Origin of the sequence: Tumebacillus algifaecis (genome assembly GCF_002243515.1) — a bacterium.
Taxonomy (GTDB): Bacteria; Bacillota; Bacilli; order Tumebacillales; family Tumebacillaceae; genus Tumebacillus_A; species Tumebacillus_A algifaecis.
Map to the genome: position 1 here is coordinate 1,488,079 of NZ_CP022657.1, position 17,969 is coordinate 1,506,047.

Here is a 17,969-nt window from a genome sequence, read left to right on the forward strand (position 1 = left end):
GTCGATGGGATATTCTAGCGAAGCGGATGAGCTGTTAGCGCTGTTGCTTGAGGAAGAAGGGTTTGATTTGGAAGCGGTGGAGTCGATCAAGCCGCGCGACCCGTCGCTTGAGCCCCAACTGTCTTTTGCCCAACAGAGGCTGTGGTTTATGTATCAGCTCGATCCGAACGATCCGTCGTACAACATCTCGGCCGCCGTGCAGTTTCGTGGTGTGCTGAACATTCCGGTTTTGGAAAAATGCTTCGTGGAGATCATCGAGCGCCACGAAGCGCTCCGCACCCGCTTTTTGACGGTTGACGGGAAACCGCTGCAGGTGATCGACCCCACGGTGGATTTTGCCTTGCAGTTGGTCGATCTGACCGAGCTTTCCGCAGAGGAGCAGGCGGCAGAAGTCGATCGCCTGCTCACCGTTGAGTCGGTAAAGCCGTTCAAGCTCGATCAGGAGGCGTTGATTCGCGCACTGCTGATGCGGACGAGCCCGACCGAGCACACGCTGTGTCTCACCATCCACCACATCGTTTCGGACGGTTGGTCGATGGGTGTGTTCACAGGCGAGGTCGCGGCGTTGTACGCTTCGTTTTTGGACGAAAAAGAGTCCCCACTGCTGCCGTTGCAAGTGCAGTATGCAGACTTCGCCGCTTGGCAGCGCGATGTGATGCAAGGAGAGACCTACGAGAAATTGCGCAGTTACTGGGTGAATCAGTTGAGCGGAGAGATTCCGGTCCTGCAACTGCCTGCCGACCGACCGCATCCGGCCGAGAAGACGATGCGCGGCCAGATGCACATGTTTCGTATCGACAAGGAGCTGGTCAAGCGGATCACAGGGCTTGGCCAGCAAGAGGAAGCGTCGCTGTATATGACGCTGTTGGCGGCGTACAAGGCGCTGTTGCATCGCTATTCCGGTCAGGAAGACCTGATCTTGGGCACGCCGATCGCCAACCGCAGCCGTCCTGAATTGGAAGGGCTGATCGGTTTTCTCGCCAACACGCTCGTTTTGCGCACCGATCTTTCGGGCCGTCCGACGTTTCGTGAACTGCTCCGCCGCGTGCGCCAGATGGCACTGGACGGGTATGAGCATCAGGACATGCCGTTTGTCAAACTGGTGGAAGAGGTACAGCCCAACCGCGATGTTAACGTGTCCCCGTTGATTCAAGCGATGTTTGTGTTGCAAAATGCGCCGAAACCATCCGTCACATTCAACGAGTTGACCGTGTCGATGATGGGCATTGAAAGCAAAACGGCCAAATTTGACCTGTCGTTGTTTCTGACCGAAGACGAGCAAGGGCTGGAAGGTGTGTTCGAGTTCAACACCGACCTGTTTGACGCAGCGACGATCGAGCGGATGGGCCTGCATTACGCCAATCTGTTGGCAGCGGTCGCAGCCGAGCCAGACTGCCGCATTGACGAATTAGTCTTCCTCTCGGCAGACGAGCGTCAACAGGTGCTGACCGAAAGTTTCCACGCGCGAGAATATGACCGCAATGCGACGCTGCACAGCCTGTTTGAGCAACAGGTGGCGCAGAACCCGGATGCGACGGCCGTCGTCTATCTGGACCGCTCGCTGACCTATCGCGAGCTCAATGAGCAGGCCAATCGTCTCGCGCACCACCTGCTCACGCTCGGTGCGGGACCTGACGTGCCGATCGGCATCCTGTTCGATCGCTCCTTGGAGATCGTCATTGCGATTCTCGCCGTGCTGAAGACGGGCGGCGCTTATCTGCCGCTCGACCCGACCTATCCGCAAGACCGCCTGCTGTTTATGCTGGAAGATGCACAAGCTCCGGTGCTCTTGACCCAAGTTGGGCTGAAAGAAGCCTTGCCGAGCGGGAACATTCAGGTGTTGGCGCTCGATGAGGAGACGCTGGCGTGGAGCGATGCTCCGGCTGACAATTTGAACACTGCAACGGGCGCAGCGGGTCTCGCTTACATCATCTACACGTCTGGCACCACCGGAAAGCCGAAGGGCGTCTTGGTGCCGCACCGTGGCGTTGTCAACCTGATGACAGATGTGCAAAGCCGCAAACCGTTGGGGCCGACAGATCGAAGCAGCGTTTGGACGAGTTTTGGTTTTGACGTTTCGGTCTATGAGCTCTTTTCGGCGATACTCTTCGGGGCAGCTGTGTATCCGGTGCCGGAAGCGGTGCGTTATGACAGCCACAAATTGTTCGGCTGGATGCGCGATCAGGGGATCACTTCCTCCTATGTGCCGCCTTTCATGTTCAAAGACCTCGCGACTTGGCTGACCGAAGAAGCGGGAAGTTTGCACATGCATCGCATGTTGGCGGGGGTCGAACCGATCTCCGAAAAACTGCTCGCCACGATCATGCAAAATGTGCCTGGACTGCAAATCTTCAACGGCTATGGACCGACCGAAACGACGATTTCACCGACACTCTACCAGGTCGATGCAAACGCTACGGAGCGTCAGACCCCGATCGGAAAAGCGGTGGCCAACACTGTGCTCTACCTGCTCGATCAGCGTTTGCAACCGGTGCCAAACGGCATCGCAGGCGAGCTGTACATCGGCGGTGACATGGTGGTGCGCGGCTATCTGAATCGCCCGGAAGAGACTGCAGCTCGCTTTATCGCCGATCCCTTCTGTGCAACGGGCGAAGGGCGGTTGTACAAAACGGGTGATGTAGTGCGCCGACTGCCCGACGGGAACTTGCTGTTCCTTGGCCGCATCGACCAGCAGGTGAAGATCCGCGGCTTCCGCATCGAGCTTGGCGAGATTGAAGCGCAGTTGATCGCGCATGCGCAGGTGCGGGAAGCGGTCGTCACCGTGCAGGAAGCCGCTCAATGTGACAAGCGACTTGTCGCGTACATCGTGCCTGCCGCGAGCGCAGAGAAGTTGGAAGCGGAACTGCGCGCCCAAATCGGGGAATACCTGCCGAGCCACATGGTGCCGTCCGCCTTTGTCTTCCTCGATGCTCTGCCGCTGACCACCAACGGTAAAATTGACCGCAAAGCCCTGCCGCAACCGGATTTCTCGGCGGTGCGCAAAGAGCGCGAGTACATCGCGCCTTCGACGCCGACCGAGCAGAAGTTGGCGCAGCTTTGGTCACAGCTGTTGCAGATCGAAGAGATCGGCGTCACCGACAGCTTCTTCGAACTAGGTGGACACTCGTTGATGGCGATGCAGATGGTCGCCCAAGTTCAAGGCGATTTTGGGATCAACATCGAAGTGCGCAGCCTGTTCGACGACCCGACCCTCGGTGGTCTGTCTCGTGCGATCGATGCTGCGGAAAAGCTCGAAGCGAAACCGGAGATCGTCGCACTGACTCGCGAAGCGCGCAAACGCCGCAACAGATAAAAAAAGCCATCCGATGGCGATCGACCCCCGTCTAGCAGACAAGGGGCCGATCGCTTCGGATGGCTTTTTGATTTGAATGACAAGCAAAGATCAAGAGATGAGCAACGCCATATCCCACTCTGGCGCATCCTCGGCAAGCAGGCTAAGCAGCGTCAAGGCGACTCCAGACGCGCCTTCCAAAAGTTCTGGCTTATGCTGCGTGGTGGATGCCGGATCATTGAAGCCGTACGGGTGTTGCTCGGAGAAGCTGTCCAGCACGCGGCGCGCAAGTTCGTCGCGGCAGGGAGCGAGTTCCGCAAGCCCAGTCTCTGCGTACATGCGCTGTACAAGGTGCAACAGCCCACCCCAGCCGTGGCAGATGTTGGGGGTGCACAGGTCCCATTGGCTGTCGATGCGATCGGCAACCCCGAGATAGGCGGCGATGCCTGCCTCTTTCCAGTCGGTGTGATCGAGAGCTTTGCCCGCAAGCCACATGGCGCGGCCGATGCCCGGTGCACCGTAGCACCAAGAGTAGGGGGTGTGCACTTTCTCAGCGCAGTGTCCCGACTGCCATGATTCGAACGAGACGCGTCCCGGCCAGAGCAGGGCATTTCCTTCCCTAGTTTGATAATGTTCGATCCAAGCACCGAACCGTTGGATCGCCTCGCGTTGGCCGGGGATTTCCACACCTTGGAGCAGTGCTAAGCTGAGGGTCGCCAGCGGCCCTGCAATCCCGTGGGAGAGCCCGAGATTAAAGCTGCCTTGCGGATAGCGATCAAATTCATCCTCCCTCATGTGCAGGTGGCTGTGAATGTGCCAAGCTGGGACGAGCGTCCCGTGCGCTTCTTTCTCCCCGCTGAGTGTGACCAGATAGCTGAGCACCTCGTGCAAAGCGGCGCGGACCTCCTCGCGGTCTGCAAAGGCGAGCAGGACTCGTCCGATGCCAGCCAGTCCTAGAACCGCATCATAATCGGTAATTCTCAACTCGTTGGCGATCCGCGAACGGGCCTCTTCGATGTGCGCGGGCAGCTGTTCGAGGAGCGAATGCAACAGGCTGGCCTGCATCTTCTGATAGCGCTCACCGCCGCGCGATAAAGCCTGCACCGCCAATACCGTACCGCTAAGCCCGCTCCATAGCGAGAGGTTGGGCACGCCGGCCGTCTGCAGACGTTGCTGGATGGCGATCAGACTTTGATGCCCGATGAGGTCCCAGCCTTCTTCGGGAAAGAGGTGATCGAGTGCTCCGTAGAGCAGGCACAGCCCTGCCGCACCACCTGCGAGGGAGGCGTCATGTTCCCAAGTCGCCTCCTTCAACCGCTCTGCGGTCAAGCGAACTGTGCGTTCCACTTCATTGCGCAGTTGTTCCGATTCAATCGGCTGCCACTGCAACTTTTTGGTTGTCATCTTCTGGACTTCCTCCTTTGTTGTCAGATAGATAGGCGTTAACTTGCATGTTGTACAGCTCTGCATACATGCCGTCCTGTGCCATCAACTCCGCATGTGAGCCGAACTCTACGACCTGCCCTTGATCGAGCACCATGATCTTGTCGGCGAAGCGCACCGACGAATAGCGGTGGGAGATGAAAATGCCGAGGCGGTCGTCGAGCAGCTGTTGAAACTTGTGGAACACATCGGCCTCCGCCATCGGGTCCAAAAACGAACTCGGCTCATCGAGCAGGTACAGATCGGCCTCTCGGAAAAACGCCCGCGCGATCGCCACGCGCTGCCACTGTCCGCCCGAAAGCTGATAGCCTTGTGCCAGCCAGCGGCCGAGTTTCGTGTCCAAGTGTTGTGGCATTGCTTCCAGCAGTGGTTTGATCCCGGCCTGCTCCGAGGCGTGATAGATTTTGTCATCTTCCTGCAAAGCTGGCAGATTGCCAAAGCCGATGTTATGCCGCACATCCGACTCATATTGCATAAAATCTTGAAACACCACACCGACTCGCCGCTGGAGCGAATCGAGATCGAAAGAGCGCAGCGGTTCGCCGTTGAGCAGAATTTCCCCTGCATAGTTTGGATAGAGCCCGGTCAGCACTTTGACTAAGGTCGATTTGCCCGACCCGTTTTTGCCGACGACGGCCAGCGTCTCGCCGCGATGGAGCGTAAAGGAGACGTTATGCAAGGCATCGACATCACGCCCTGGGTAGCGGAAGGTGACGTTTCGGAACTCGACCGTCTCCAGGGGCGGCACTTCCGGTCGAGCACTGGACAATTGCTTCTGTTCGGCAGAGTCCAGATCGAGGAAGAAGAACAGCTGTTTGATGTACAGGTTGTTCTGGCAGAGTTGGATCAGCCCTTGTACCACGCTTTGCGACGTGTTTTGGGTCAGCGTGATCGCTTGCACATAGCCGAACACGTTACCGATCAAGATCTCCTTGGCAAAAGCGGAGAGCAAAACGAGCAAGACCATCGAGGTGGTCAAAGTTAGCGACACGCCTTCAAAGATTAAGGAGATCAGCAGACGTTTGCGAGCTAACAGCTTATCTTGGCGGAAGAATGTCATCAAGATGTCCATATATTTGTTGAGCAGGTAGTCGCCTAGCTGATACAGCCTGACCTCTTTGACCGCTTTGTCGTTGGTCAGCAGGTAGCTCCAGTACCAAGATTCGCGGCGCAAAGGCGCGCGGTGGTACTCATATTCGAACTGCTGCTGTGAGAGCCGGAGAAAAGAGATGAAAGAGGCGAAGGGCATCAGGATCAGTACAAAGGCGATCCACCACTTCCAGGCGATCAAGACACCTGCGGCAGAAAGCATCGTCACAACGCCTGTGATCACGCTAAACATCTGTTTCATGATCTGATAAGGGCGGTACGACGCTTCTTGCTGGGCGCGTTTGAGCTGGTCTTGCACCTCGGCATTTTCAAACTCGGTGAGGCCAAGTCCGACCGCTTTTTCGATGATCGTCTGGTTGATTTTATTGGATAGTTTAGTCTGGAACAAACCTTCCTGATAGCCCTGCACCAGACTGATCAACTGCCTGACGATGACGACGATGATAAACATGACGAACGACGCGTACAGCACGTCGATCCCTTTCTCCCACGATTCGCCGACCGAGTTGATCAAGTGAGTGGTGGCAAGGAGCATCGCGACAGGCGCGATCCCTTGTAGCAACTGCCAACCCAGCAAACTGATCAGCATTCCCCGATCAACGCTCCAGAGCAGGCGGAAGATGCGAGGCCAGTAAATAAACGCTTGGAAGACACCCCGCAGCGTGACGCTCTCTTGGTCTTGGCCACTCATCGCCTGTCCTCCCGGAAGTGTCGCAGTCCGTTTAACGCATGGCGGGCGAGGATCATCACACCGCGCTCCCGCTCGCGGTCGGTGCCGAGCAGTCTGTTGAGATGCAGGTGAATCACGCTGCCGACGATGTTGTCAAACGTGTTGTACAGGTTGCCAAGCGCGGCATGCTCGCGGATCTCCTCTGCAAAGCGAGCAATCGCTTCGTGGCGGACTTGAAGGCCAGAGTAGACGATTTCGCCTTCGGGATGGGCTCGCAAACCTTGCCAATCATCAAGCGAATTGGAGAGGGTGAGCAGCAGTTTGCGCTGCGTGCGGAACTCTTCCTGCTGTTCTTTGTGTGAAAAGCGCTGGTCCAGCCACTGAAAGGATTCGTTGAAGGACATGCCAAAGCTTTCCAAATAGTCGATGACGGAGACCGCGCCGATCTGCTCAAGGCTCAACCCGAGTTTTTGAAACCGTTTGCTGTGCAGCCAGCCGCTGACTGCCACACTGTCCAACGCAAACAGGTTTTCTACCGTTTTCATCGGCTGTGGACCTCCGTACCGCTCGATCTCCGGATCGTAGGTGTCGGTCGCGATGCGCGAGAGCAACCCTTCTTTTTGCAGCATCGATGCCCATTCGTGCAAGCGCGGCCAAAGCTTGGCAGCGAGTGTCTCCGGATCACCGTGAAAGCGCAAGCGGATGTGCGGTTCCGGGTCAGCATAGCGGATGAAATAACTTTTGCTGACGATGCCGTTTGCTTGCACGTCGCGGCAAAACTCGCGTAAGTGCCCGCCGATCAATTCTTCTTGCCGAGCGCTGACTCCGTAGAGTTTGGCATACAGCCACTCGCCACCTGGAAGTATCTGTCTTTGTTCGAGCGGGATCAGAGGCAGGCGGGGGCGTGCACGCAGCTTTTTCACGGACGGTACCGCTTTGACCAGCGGGATCACGACTTCGTTCAGCAGGAGACCATCTGGGCTCGTCAGGCACAGTTCGTCAAAACCAACTCCCATTTCAATCAGCTTGAGATCTTTGCCCTTGCGGAACTCTTTGCTCAAAATCTCAAGATGCAGCGGATGATCGAGATCGAGCAGGATGCGATTGTCCGCTTCGATCAGGTAGACATAGCGCGGGAGTTTCCACTCGGCACGCCACAGGTTGAATTCGGCCTGCCACTGTTCTTCTGTCAGGCCGACGCGCAGCTCCGATGTCTGTTCACTTAGCGTCCAAACGGCTGGAACCAGCACCGTTTTCTGATAGCGCACGCGCGGTAAAAACGGTGACTGTTCAAACACTTCCCAGCGAAACGGTTGCCAAGTCTGGACATGCTCGGAAGCGATTTCTCGCAAAAAGCGGTACAGGTTGGGCGTCGTGCTGGGATTGAGCATATGTCCCGCCTTCGGGATGACTTGCCGCCCGAGCGACTGAGAGGTCAGGTACAGTCCTTGCTCTGTACAGCCGACGAGCAGGTCGGACATGGGCAGTGTGTGCGTTTCATCTTTTGACGAATTGGTGCCCATCGCCAGTTCATAAGGTCTACAGTGTTCGGTCAGCACGACGTTGGTCGCCCGGCCGGCCGGGGGCAGAAAGGAAACTTCCACCAAAAGCGCATCGGGCGTCATCGCTTGTTCCGCCTCCTGAACCGCTGCCAATCGGTCGCGGAACGATTCGGGGAAGAGGTCAACAAAGCGGCCAAACGTCCGCCCGGCACCGTTCGAACCGGGCATCGGCCCGAGGTGCAGCTGAAAGTCTCCGGCATCAAGAGCCGCCTGAGAGCGAGCGGCGAGCGAGAAGTAGAGTTCCAGCGACGGTCGCAGCGCTTTCGGGTTCTCTTCTGTCGTCAATTGTGCCACCATGTCGTCAGTCAATTCGACTTCCACTGCCCCTTGGGACAGCGCCTTGGCGAGCAGGTTGGTTTGCAGGGCCTGCCGTTTTTTGGTGGCCTCGCTACGGGTGGGCGTAACGGGGCGGTGGCGGGATTGCGGATATTCGTATCCGGCAGGCGCTCCCAGACCCCGGTCTTCGTCGAGCAGTTCGAGCAGCGGCACTTCGCGATCTTGACCGTATCTTTCCATAAACTCCGTGCGGTACGCTTCCAAGTGCTGATAGCCGACGCGACCGGACGAGAGTTTACAGAGGAGAGAAGCGACTTTGGCCGCCTCCTCACCGACACTGAGCGGTAAGTGGAGCGGGTTCCCAGCGAGTGCCAAATCGACTTGGAGCGGATTTTTTACATCGGCCAGCGCTTTCATCTCCGCGAGCAGCTCAAGGAACAGCGTGTCGCCTTCTCCGAGGGGCAGGCGGTCATACGTTGTGAGCTTGTCTGCGAGCGAGGCGAGCTGGCTTTTGATGCTGTCCACGCCGTTCAGCCGTTCGATGCGCTCCCGAATATAGTGTAACGGGGAGGTGACAGTCGTCGGCGGCCGCAGTTCAGAGATCAGGAACTCTTGGCGGAATAGGGTGATCAGGAAGTTTTGCACCGTTTCGAGCGGTGCCTGAAATTGGGCTGCGACCCGGTCGAGCAACTCGGAGAAGAGGATCGGCTTTGTGGCCTGCTCCAGCACATAATGCAACACTGGGGTGGCGCGAACGGAGACCGAATCCATCGTGATGCGGCCTTGTGCATCCCGTTGTCCGTAACGGGTTACGTATGGCAGTTTGGCCCGCGTTCCGCTGAGGAAGATCATCGGATTTATGTGCATCTGCAATTGCAATACGACGTCCGTTTGGGCCTCGAGCAGTTCGATGACTTTGAGCAGCCATTCCATGTCGGGGCGGGCGCGCTTGTGATGTTGAGACGTCGGGTGCAAGGTGAGATTGGATGTCTCGGCAAACGTCCCGCTGGCCACGCCCGAAAACAGACCGAACGGCGTCGGCCGCGACATCATACGCAGCAGATAGCGAAGAAACCCTTTGACCGCTTGATCTTGTTTTCTTGGATTCGAAATATTCGTTATATTATGCAAAGAGTCGAGCAACGAAGGGGAGGCGACAGCGATCGCTTCCCGAATGAGCGGTTGCTGAGCCAGTTCGGCCAATTTGGCGATTCCGTCTGCGCGCAAGTCATCGACTTGGTCTACATCAGCAGGAAACAACTCTTGAAACGACTCAAGTGGGAGGACAGGAGATCGCAGCATGAAGAAGTCAAGTGGACGAAACAAAGTGCGTTCCGTTGGTTGAGCAAGCGGTTTGGTATCGGTTTGGATCAATTAAATCCGCCTCCTGTTCAATGTGATATTCCAAGATTATACCTCAATACTTAATAAAGTGACAATTTTCAGAGGAAGCCATTTGGGATTGTATTGATAATTATTCGAAAATTCATTACTATTTTTATAGTGTATGAGTTAAAATACATGTATGTTTATTTTACACTAGACATGGAGGTGAAGAAATGGAAAACATGTTCGATCTGGATGTTCAAGTTGGGAACATTGCTAAAGATGGGTTGGAAAAAATCTCTGGCAACACGTCCTGCATTAACGGATGCGATATTGATAACTAATTGTTGACAGCAAGACATTGGTAAGTACGGAACTTCCGAAGTTGGAACACAAATTCGATTTGGATGTTCAAATGGGACACGTTGTTCAGGGTGAGTTGGAAAGATTGTATGGGTCGCCGTCCTGTGGGCGTACCTGCGATCCGACTCAGTAGGCCACATGAGAAAAGTCTTTCGGATGTAAAATATCCGAAAGACTTTTTAATTTAAAAAGTTTCCGAATTCACCCCCTGCATCCTGCTAAATCATGGTGATCAATTCTAGTAAATAAAGAAGGTGCCTCGTGAAGGAACTCCCTTTTTCAATATCGAAATAGTAAGTTAGTATTCTGCGAATAATTAAGTGTTGCGCATAACATGTAACTGAAAGAGGAGATTTGCAAAATGTCAACGATGCGTACGACCGATAAGTGGATTGCACACAGAAAACAGAAGCCAAATGCACGGTTGCGGCTGTTCTGTTTCCCATATGCGGGGGGCAGTGCGGCGATTTATCGAGGATGGCAAGAGGAGTTTCCGGCCGAAGTCGATGTCTGTTCCGTTCAGTTGCCAGGGCGAGAGAGCAGATTGATGGATGAACCGTATACGCGCATTGAACCGATGGTCAAAGCGATCGTCGAAGCGCTCAAGCCGCACATGGATCGTCCGTTTGCGTTTTTTGGCCATTCGATGGGGGCGTTGATCTCCTTTGAAGTGGCGCGCGAAATGCGCCGCCAAAAGGTCGGACTTGAGCCTGTGCACCTGTTTGTCTCCGGACGCACCGCTCCACAGCGCAAGATTGAGCGCGATCCGGTGCACCAACTGCCGCACGATCAGTTCATCGAGCGACTGCGCACGCTCAATGGCACTCCGGAAGCGATATTGCAAAATGAAGAGCTGATGGAACTGCTGACCCCGGTCCTGCGCGCAGATTTTGCGGTCAATGAGACGTACGTGTATCAGCCGGAAGATCCGCTTCGCATTCCGATCCATTGCTATGGCGGCATCAGCGATAAGGACATTTCGGAAGCGAACCATGATGCATGGCGTGAGCAGACCACCGAAGCGTTCAAATTGCAGATGTACCAAGGGGATCATTTCTTCCTCAACCAACCGGAGAGTCGCCAAGCTCTGTTGGCCGATTTGACCTCCGAACTGAAACGAATTGTCAACCTGTTATAACATCGAGGAGGGGTAGGCTTGCTAAAGAAAATTTTGCTGGTCTCGCTGTCTGTCGTCCTGCTGCTCGTGTTAGCTGCCAGTGGTGGTAGCTACTACATGGTGCATCGGGCACTGCCGACCATCGAGGGCGAGATCATCACAAGTGTAGACAAACCGGTGCGCATCGTGCGCGATCAATATGGCGTGCCGCATCTGTACGCGGAAACGGAAAAAGATCTGTTCTTCGCACAAGGGTACGTGCAAGCACAAGACCGCATGTTCCAATTGGAGCTGTCCCGTCGCAACATCGGCGGGAATCTTGCGGAAATCATGGGCGAGAAAATGATCAAACTGGATCATTTCAACCGCACGATCGGGTTCCGTCGAGCTGCGGAAGAAGGCATGTCCAAGGTGAATCCAGAAACGATGAAAGCGTTGCAAGCGTTCGCGGACGGCGTCAACGCATACCTGGAAGACCATGCGGACAGCCTGCCTGTCGAGTACACGATGCTCGGGTTCAAACCGGAGCCGTGGACGCCGCTCGATTCGCTTTCGATCGGCAAATACATGGCGTGGGAACTTGGCACCAACATGCGCACCGAGCTGTTCATGGGCGTGGCCCTGCCGAAGCTCGATGAAGACAAGCTGCTGTCGCTGCTCTACCAATATGATCAAGTCCACCCGACCATCGTCAAACAGTCGGAGATGGAAAAAGCGATTGAGGTAAGCGAGGAAGAGCGCCCGAAAGTCGCGCTTTCCAAGGAAACGGTCGATAGCATTCTTGTCGCACTCGACCTAGCCGATCAAAAGGCGCTGCCCGGCGAAGGTTTGGGCAGTAACAACTGGGTCATCTCCGGCAAGAAAACGGAGTCGGGCAAACCGCTCCTCGCCAACGATATGCATCTGGGTCTGAGCGCACCTTCGACCTTCTATCAAAATCATCTCGTACTGCCGGGTAAATACAACGTCACCGGCGCGATCTTCCCCGGCGTTCCGGGCGTGATCGTAGGACATAATGACAAAGTGGCTTGGGGCTTTACCAACCTCGCACCCGACGTGCAAGATCTCTTTATCGAAAAGCCCAATCCGGCCAATCCGCATCAATTTGAATATGATGGCAAGTGGTATGATGCCAAAGTGATTCAAGAGGAAATCAAGGTCAAAGGGCAGGCCGAGCCAGTGAAAGCAGAGATTGTGATCTCCCGTCACGGCCCGATCATCACCAACATGCTCGATTCCTATGTGTCGAAAGATCAAGAACCTGCGCAGACGATCCGCACGGCCGAAGAAGTCACGCAGCCGTTGGCACTGCGCTGGACGGCACATGATACGACCGATGAGATCACAGCGATGCTCGGTTTCGACAAAGCGAACAACTACAAGGAATTTGAAGCGGCGATGAAGCTGTTCCAAGCACCTGCCCAAAACGTGGTCTACGCGGACGTCGAAGGGAATATCGCCTACCATGCGATGGGGTCGGTTCCGATTCGCGCCAAAGGCGACGGTCTGTCACCAGTGCCGGGCTGGACGAGCGAGTATGAATGGACAGGGTATATCGCTTGGGATGAACTGCCACACGCGATCAACCCGGAGAAAGGGTATTTCGCTTCGGCGAACAACAAGCCGGTCGATGGTGATTACCCCTACCACCTCTCCTATGACTATGATCTGCCGTACCGCGCAACACGCATCGGCCAGATGATCGAGGAGAAAGACAAATTGAACCTTGAAGATATGGAGCGCATGCAAACGGACTGGCTGAACCTGCAAGCCAAACAGCACGGCCCGGTGTTCATTTCTGCACTCCAAGCTGCCGATCTCACCGAGACGGAACAAAAAGCGTTCGAAGTGCTGAAAGCCTGGCTGAGCAACCCGCTGGACGAACCAGATCTGGCAGGGCCTGTGGTCTACCATGCGATGTATATCAAAATGTATACGCGCTTCTTTGAACCGCATTTGACTGAAGAGTTTTTCTATCATTTCAATCGTACAGCTATGCCCAACTACGGTTTGGAAGTCATCCTGCGCGATTCCAACCCGAAATGGTTCCAAGGGACGGACGATTCGAAGGAGAAGGCGATCGTCGATTCGTTCAAACAAGCGGTGGCTTGGATGGCCGAGGAGCATGGCAAGAACCCGGACAAATGGAAGTGGGGGAAAGTGCACACTTTCAGCCTCTCCCATCCGCTCGGCAGTATCAAGCCGCTCAATCTGCTGTATAACATCGGACCTTACGAGTACGGCGGCAGCAACGGCACGGTCGGAATGGCCGGCTTCTCGCGCGGCAAACCATTTAATATCGTGCTCGGGGCTCCGTGGCGTTTTGTGGTCGATATGAATGATGTAAATGGTGCTAAAGATGCGCTGACGATGGGCGCTTCTGCACAGCTTGGCTCCGATCATTATCAAGATCAGACCGAAATGTGGCTGGAAGGGCGTTACAAAACGATGCACTTCACCAGTGCTGACGTAGAAGCGAACGGTGAACGCACACTGATCCTTCAACCTGAATAGATTGAACGTAAACCTGATTTCGCATCAAGCGAAGTTGGAACGGAGTGAAAGGCCTTGAGAATCCAAGGTTTTTTCACTCCGTTTCTTGTATGTACGAACATTTTGCAAACATTCATTGCAGTTGATAACAGTGACCATGCTAGTTCTAGAGCCTTATTACTTGAGAGGTAATATTTTCAAACCAAAGTGGTCCAAATTAATTTTGACGGTGACGGAATCTAATGAGTGTTCATTCAGCAGGGAGTCTCCCGAAGATTTTAACCTTTTCCAAACTCCAGTTTTATGTTTAAACAAAAGATGCTCCAAACGATACGGATCTGAATTGATTTTTAATCCATTTTGAAAAGTGGTCACGACCTCTGTTCGCACTACTTCCGCAGCGATTTTTTCGAGTTCCTCCCTTGTGACCTCTTTATAGACTTCATTTACATTCCCATTTAATTTGATATGAAGTTGAAACTTCGGTTTTCCGTTCACGATTTTCATTGACTTTCGGACCTTTGGATGTTCCAAAGACAAGACAGCGGCATCTTCGCCATTTTTGGTAATGGCGAGAAATGACTCTTTCGTTTTCTGCTCTACCCAACGGAGTCCCGTTAACTTCTTATTGTTAAGCAAGCCGATCAGCTTTCCCTCAGACATGGCATACGCTCCGTCAACAAACAATTTCGGCTCTTTTTGTTCGTTTTTTTTCCACGTAGACCGATTGATCGACAAGGAGGGGAGCAAAATCGTGGTAGCCGGTTCTGTCAATTGTGCTGTCAGTTTAACAAATTGAGTCGGGGCAATGTAGGAGCGTTGTTTATAATCTTCTACAGGCTCATGTGACACCGTATTCAGGGGGGATACATTAAAGAATGCAGGTGTAGTAAGGATTTGATCAAGCGGCTCTTTCGTGCCGAATATCCATGGTGTAAGGCGAATTTCCTGATAGCGGCCAATTGCGTCAGTGCTGGTGAGGAAATCTGTCCTCAAGGCATTCTCGCTCATGATAATACATGAGATATGACTCCAAGACGTCCGCCCTTGCATTGAAGAATAAAGACGGTTCATGGCCTGCTTCAACGTTTTCCCTTTCGTTTTTCCAATCCACACCTGGGCAGGCTTATCCGACTTCCCAGTTTCAGTTTTTGCAACGTTTGTAAAATCAATCATTTGGGCATACAGAACGAAATGTTGATCCACATAATCAATGCCGATGCCCGTGACGTAATTGATGCTTTCGATTTCTTTAATATCCCAGCAGCCGCATATCAAGTTTACGAGCAAGAAAATGGGCATCAACTTAATTAATTTACTGTGAACTCTCATCTCATTCGGCATCCCTTTCTTGGCGAGTGTCATCCGGCGTGTTCAGCATCGCGGGTCTTCTCTTAGTAGCAGCCCAGGGTTTGGTTAGTAATCCGGACATAAGGTCTTTCCAAGTTAGCGGGGATAGAGGTGCCAAATAGGGGAGACCAAAGGACTCCTGAACGGAAAGGTAAGCAAGGAGGCTCAACATACCGATAAAGAAACCGAACATTCCCAGCAGGGAGGACCATAGGAAAATATACAGCCGGACGATGGTAACTGTTCCGCTTAACGTTTGATTGACAAGTGTGAAAGTAGACACAGCCGTTATGGCAGATACGACCAGCATGGTTGGTGATGTAAGACCGGCACGAATCGCCGCCTCCCCGATGATCAGCCCGCCTAGGACGGCTACGGTTTGACCTACAGCTTTTGGCAAACGAATTCCTGCTTCTCTAAATAGCTCGAACATGCCGAGCATTAAGAGAAATTCTATGGGTGTAGAAAACGGAAGTCCGAACCTAGATGTTGAGATGGTCGCAAGCAGGGGGAAGGGAATCTGGTCCATGTTAAAGGAAGTCAGTGAGATCCAAAAACCCGGTAAGAAAATGGCCATAATCAAACCAATCAGCCGAAGGAATCGCTCAAAAATAACGAAATGGTATGGCAGATAAGAATCCTCAGGTGTTTTTAGTAACTCAAAAAAGTTGCAAGGGGCAATAAGTGCCATCGGGGAACCGTCCACCAAGATGATAAAACGCCCTCTGAGCAAACATTCTATTGCAAAATCGGGTCTCCCGATGTAATCCACGAGCGGAAATATCGATAAAGAAGAATCGGAGATCCCCTCTTCCAATTGGCCACTGCTTACCAATGCATCGACATCGAGCCGTTTCAAGCGTGCTCTCGCTTCTTCAATTACTTCGGAACGGATAATATCGGAAAAATACAGCAACGATACTTTGGTCTGGCTACGGGAACCGATGACCCACCGCTCATTGTGTAAGGAAGCGGTACGAAGCCGTTTACGTATTAATGCCACATTGGTGTTAATATCTTCGGTAAACCCGTCCCGAGCGCCTTTGATGGAAATTTCAGTATTTGATTCCTCGGTTTGTCTTTGTGGCACTTGGGCGATGTTGATCGAATAAAAGCACTCTTGGATCGGGAAAAAAACGATTACACATCCAGCGAAAAGAAGCTTTGCTACTTCAGAATGCTGGTTCAATCGACGCCATTCCATCGATTTTTCTAGCTCGAGAGCGAATTCTTCCCAAGTTTCGAAAATCTCCAGCATCCGTTCTAAATCGGGTAGCACGTGCTGATGCATGACTTTGGAATCAATCATTCCTTCGCAGTAAATCAGTAGCGTCGAAATCGCTCGATGTTGCTGATGCGGAAAGTTAATCATGACGACATCTGCTGATGAGGCAAATAAAGAGCGTAGCGATTCTTCGTTCAGTATTTCCGGAACAGAGTTCTTTTTCACGGCTGGGTTATTTTGTTTCATTTTCCTTTGAAATCTCTTGTTCAGGAAGTTGTCAGTCATACTCTTATCACCTTTTACATTGGACTTTAAGGATCGTGGAGAAGGCAATGATGATCGTTAGTGCCGCAAGAAACGTGAAAGAGACCACAGAGTACTTGCCTAATATGAATAATTCGATCTGTTTATCGACCGCTGAGTTTAATGTCAATCCAATCAAGGCTGCACCAAGTACGAACAAGAAGGGGAGACGGCGCTTTTGGTTCTTGAAAGGAATCATGTCTGTGATGATAAATAGGAAGAGGGAGATACGGATTAAAGATCCGGACAACCACTGATACAAGGCAAAAAAGTCAAGATGAGTGATATATTTGGTGATACTAACTAGCATCCACTGATCATAAGCGGGATATCGGAGTTGCATCGCCGCTTCAAAGCCGAAATTAGCAATAGCTCCCATTAACGGCCCCAATGTAAGTCCAGCCAGTACAGCAGCCAGAATGCTAACAGATAAGTAACTGATTCGACGAGACATATGATGTTGGATGAAGATCAAAACGATCAATTCCAGAAAGCCTCCACCTGCAACGATCATACTTTTGAGCATAGGCTTGTACCCTTCGGTGAATAACGGGGTCAGTAAGGAGTAATCTTTGTACTGGAGGTTTGCTACGGCTACAAAGTGACCCAATATCCAAACGAAGGGGAGCAAGATCCCAGATATGATTGCAATAGATCGAATCCCGTTGAAGGCGACGAAGATGCACAGCAGGACAAGGGCGATCAGAACAACCACTTTTGGCGTGTGTGGCAAGTATGTCACTTTGATCCAAGTGGATGTCTCTCTTACCATAATCAAAGCCATCAGGAAAAAATAAAATGTGGAAACGATCAGAAATAACCAGCCGACCACGGCACCGTAGCGCTCCCTGAACCAAGGAAATATGGACTGCTGGTTTGTTCGTTTCATAATGAAGCAAAGAGAATATACCCAAATCATGAGCAAAAGCATTGTCAATAATACGCCGACCCATGCGTCGCGTTTGGCTGTTTGCAGAAGAAGCGGGAGCAGAATGACATGATTAGTAATCCCTAATGAGAGCAATATAATAAAATAGGCATTAAGAACTGAAATTTTCTTGCCTGTTGACATATCGCTTATCTCCATTCTTGGGGATCTTGTATCTTGATACTGGTAAGAGTATTTTCCATTTGATGTATTTTAATGTATGGTTGATCTGTTCGACAAGAAAAGCCAATACAGGTACGAATGACTTGCTTGCGATCCGAACCGCATGATTCTGGTACGGAAGCACAAAACGTCACAACCATCGCTTCAATAATCGAGAGAAGACCGCTCCACGAAATGAACAGATCTCTGTCTATTTGACAGGGATCTGTTCATTTCTTAACAGTAAGCGGGTTACTTCTTGCTGTCTACGCAAAGAAAATCCGATCAAAAGGATGAGGTTGTTATGTTTGTAAACACCCGATTACAACCGGATGATTCGGAACCAAGG

10 protein-coding genes are annotated in these 17,969 nt (G+C 52.7%); 4 read left to right on the plus strand and 6 right to left on the minus strand.

Annotated features, from left to right (window positions below):
• Positions 1-4: 4 nt before the first annotated feature.
• Positions 5-3,313 carry a non-ribosomal peptide synthetase gene (locus CIG75_RS06665; protein WP_172844423.1) on the plus strand — a complete coding sequence of 1,103 codons (3,309 nt, stop codon included), beginning with the start codon at positions 5-7 and terminating at the stop codon, positions 3,311-3,313.
• A gap of 90 nt (positions 3,314-3,403) precedes the next feature.
• Here the strand turns inward: CIG75_RS06665 and CIG75_RS06670 are convergent, their stop codons facing one another.
• From CIG75_RS06670 to CIG75_RS06680, 3 genes are read right to left on the minus strand one after another with little or no spacing between them, the layout of a single operon-like run.
• The gene (locus CIG75_RS06670; RefSeq protein ID WP_157729425.1) at positions 3,404-4,696 is read right to left on the minus strand and encodes a lanthionine synthetase C family protein; all 1,293 of its coding nucleotides are present in this window, start codon (positions 4,694-4,696) and stop codon (positions 3,404-3,406) included.
• The gene (locus CIG75_RS06675) at positions 4,662-6,536 is read right to left on the minus strand and encodes an ABC transporter ATP-binding protein (protein ID WP_094235937.1); all 1,875 of its coding nucleotides are present in this window, start codon (positions 6,534-6,536) and stop codon (positions 4,662-4,664) included. Before CIG75_RS06675 ends, CIG75_RS06670 begins: the two co-directional genes overlap by 35 nt.
• Entirely contained in the window at positions 6,533-9,727 is a 3,195-nt protein-coding gene (locus CIG75_RS06680; RefSeq protein ID WP_094235938.1) for a lantibiotic dehydratase, read from the minus strand. The genes CIG75_RS06675 and CIG75_RS06680 overlap by 4 nt, the downstream gene beginning before the upstream one ends.
• Positions 9,728-9,921: 194 nt before the next feature.
• Between CIG75_RS06680 and CIG75_RS21605 the strand changes: the two genes are divergently transcribed.
• From CIG75_RS21605 to CIG75_RS06690, 3 genes are all read left to right on the plus strand, one after another.
• A complete protein-coding gene (locus tag CIG75_RS21605; protein ID WP_227874417.1) occupies positions 9,922-10,023 on the plus strand; it encodes an FDLD family class I lanthipeptide in 102 nt (33 codons plus the stop codon).
• A 380-nt stretch (positions 10,024-10,403) separates the two neighbouring features.
• Positions 10,404-11,180 carry a thioesterase II family protein gene (locus tag CIG75_RS06685; RefSeq protein WP_094235939.1) on the plus strand — a complete coding sequence of 259 codons (777 nt, stop codon included), beginning with the start codon at positions 10,404-10,406 and terminating at the stop codon, positions 11,178-11,180.
• Between the two features lie 18 nt (positions 11,181-11,198).
• Positions 11,199-13,673, plus strand: a complete 2,475-nt coding sequence (locus tag CIG75_RS06690) for a penicillin acylase family protein (RefSeq protein ID WP_094235940.1) — start codon at positions 11,199-11,201, stop codon at positions 13,671-13,673.
• A gap of 156 nt (positions 13,674-13,829) precedes the next feature.
• On the opposite strand, the gene CIG75_RS06695 is transcribed toward CIG75_RS06690, so the two are convergent.
• The 3 genes from CIG75_RS06695 to CIG75_RS06705 are packed head-to-tail and all read right to left on the minus strand — an operon-like array spanning position 13,830 to position 17,602.
• Positions 13,830-14,984 carry a Ger(x)C family spore germination protein gene (locus CIG75_RS06695; protein WP_227874375.1) on the minus strand — a complete coding sequence of 385 codons (1,155 nt, stop codon included), beginning with the start codon at positions 14,982-14,984 and terminating at the stop codon, positions 13,830-13,832.
• Between the two features lies 1 nt (position 14,985).
• The gene (locus CIG75_RS06700; RefSeq protein ID WP_094235941.1) at positions 14,986-16,512 is read right to left on the minus strand and encodes a spore germination protein; all 1,527 of its coding nucleotides are present in this window, start codon (positions 16,510-16,512) and stop codon (positions 14,986-14,988) included.
• 7 nt (positions 16,513-16,519) lie between these two features.
• Positions 16,520-17,602 (minus strand): GerAB/ArcD/ProY family transporter, encoded by a 1,083-nt coding sequence (locus tag CIG75_RS06705; protein ID WP_094235942.1) that lies wholly within the window; start codon positions 17,600-17,602, stop codon positions 16,520-16,522.
• Positions 17,603-17,969: the final 367 nt, after the last annotated feature.